At 45.0% G+C, this 380-nt stretch carries 1 pseudogene; it reads left to right on the forward strand.

Features of this window, described 5'->3' with window-relative positions:
- Positions 1–242: pseudogene (locus B3182_RS01310) on the forward strand (ABC transporter ATP-binding protein); the annotation flags it as partial.
- Between the last annotated feature and the right edge of the window lie 138 nt (positions 243–380).

The raw sequence follows: 380 nt of genomic DNA on the forward strand, positions 1-380 counted from the left end.
AGCAACGGGTAGCGATTGTTCGTGCTTTGGTTAATCAACCTGAGTTATTAATCGTCGATGAGCCCACCTCAGCCTTAGATAGTGATGCACGCGATAGTTTTGTTGATTTGTTACTGGGCCAGGTCCAAGCAGCAAAGGTCACGCTAATCTTTGTTAGTCATGATCGCAGCTTGGCACAGCATTTTTCCAGACAGCTGGATATACAGTCGTTTGTGGTCGCAGGAGAGAAACATGCTGTTTAAACTGGCCTGGAAAAGTCTGCTGGCAAGACGTGTTAGCGTGTTACTGACTATATTGATGATGACGGTGAGTATTTTTGTTCTGCTCAGTGTTGAAACCATCCGTTATCAGGCCAAAGACAGTTTTACCAAAACCGTTTC

Source organism: Methylophaga sp. UBA4204 (genome assembly GCF_002379485.1).
GTDB lineage: Bacteria > Pseudomonadota > Gammaproteobacteria > Nitrosococcales > Methylophagaceae > Methylophaga.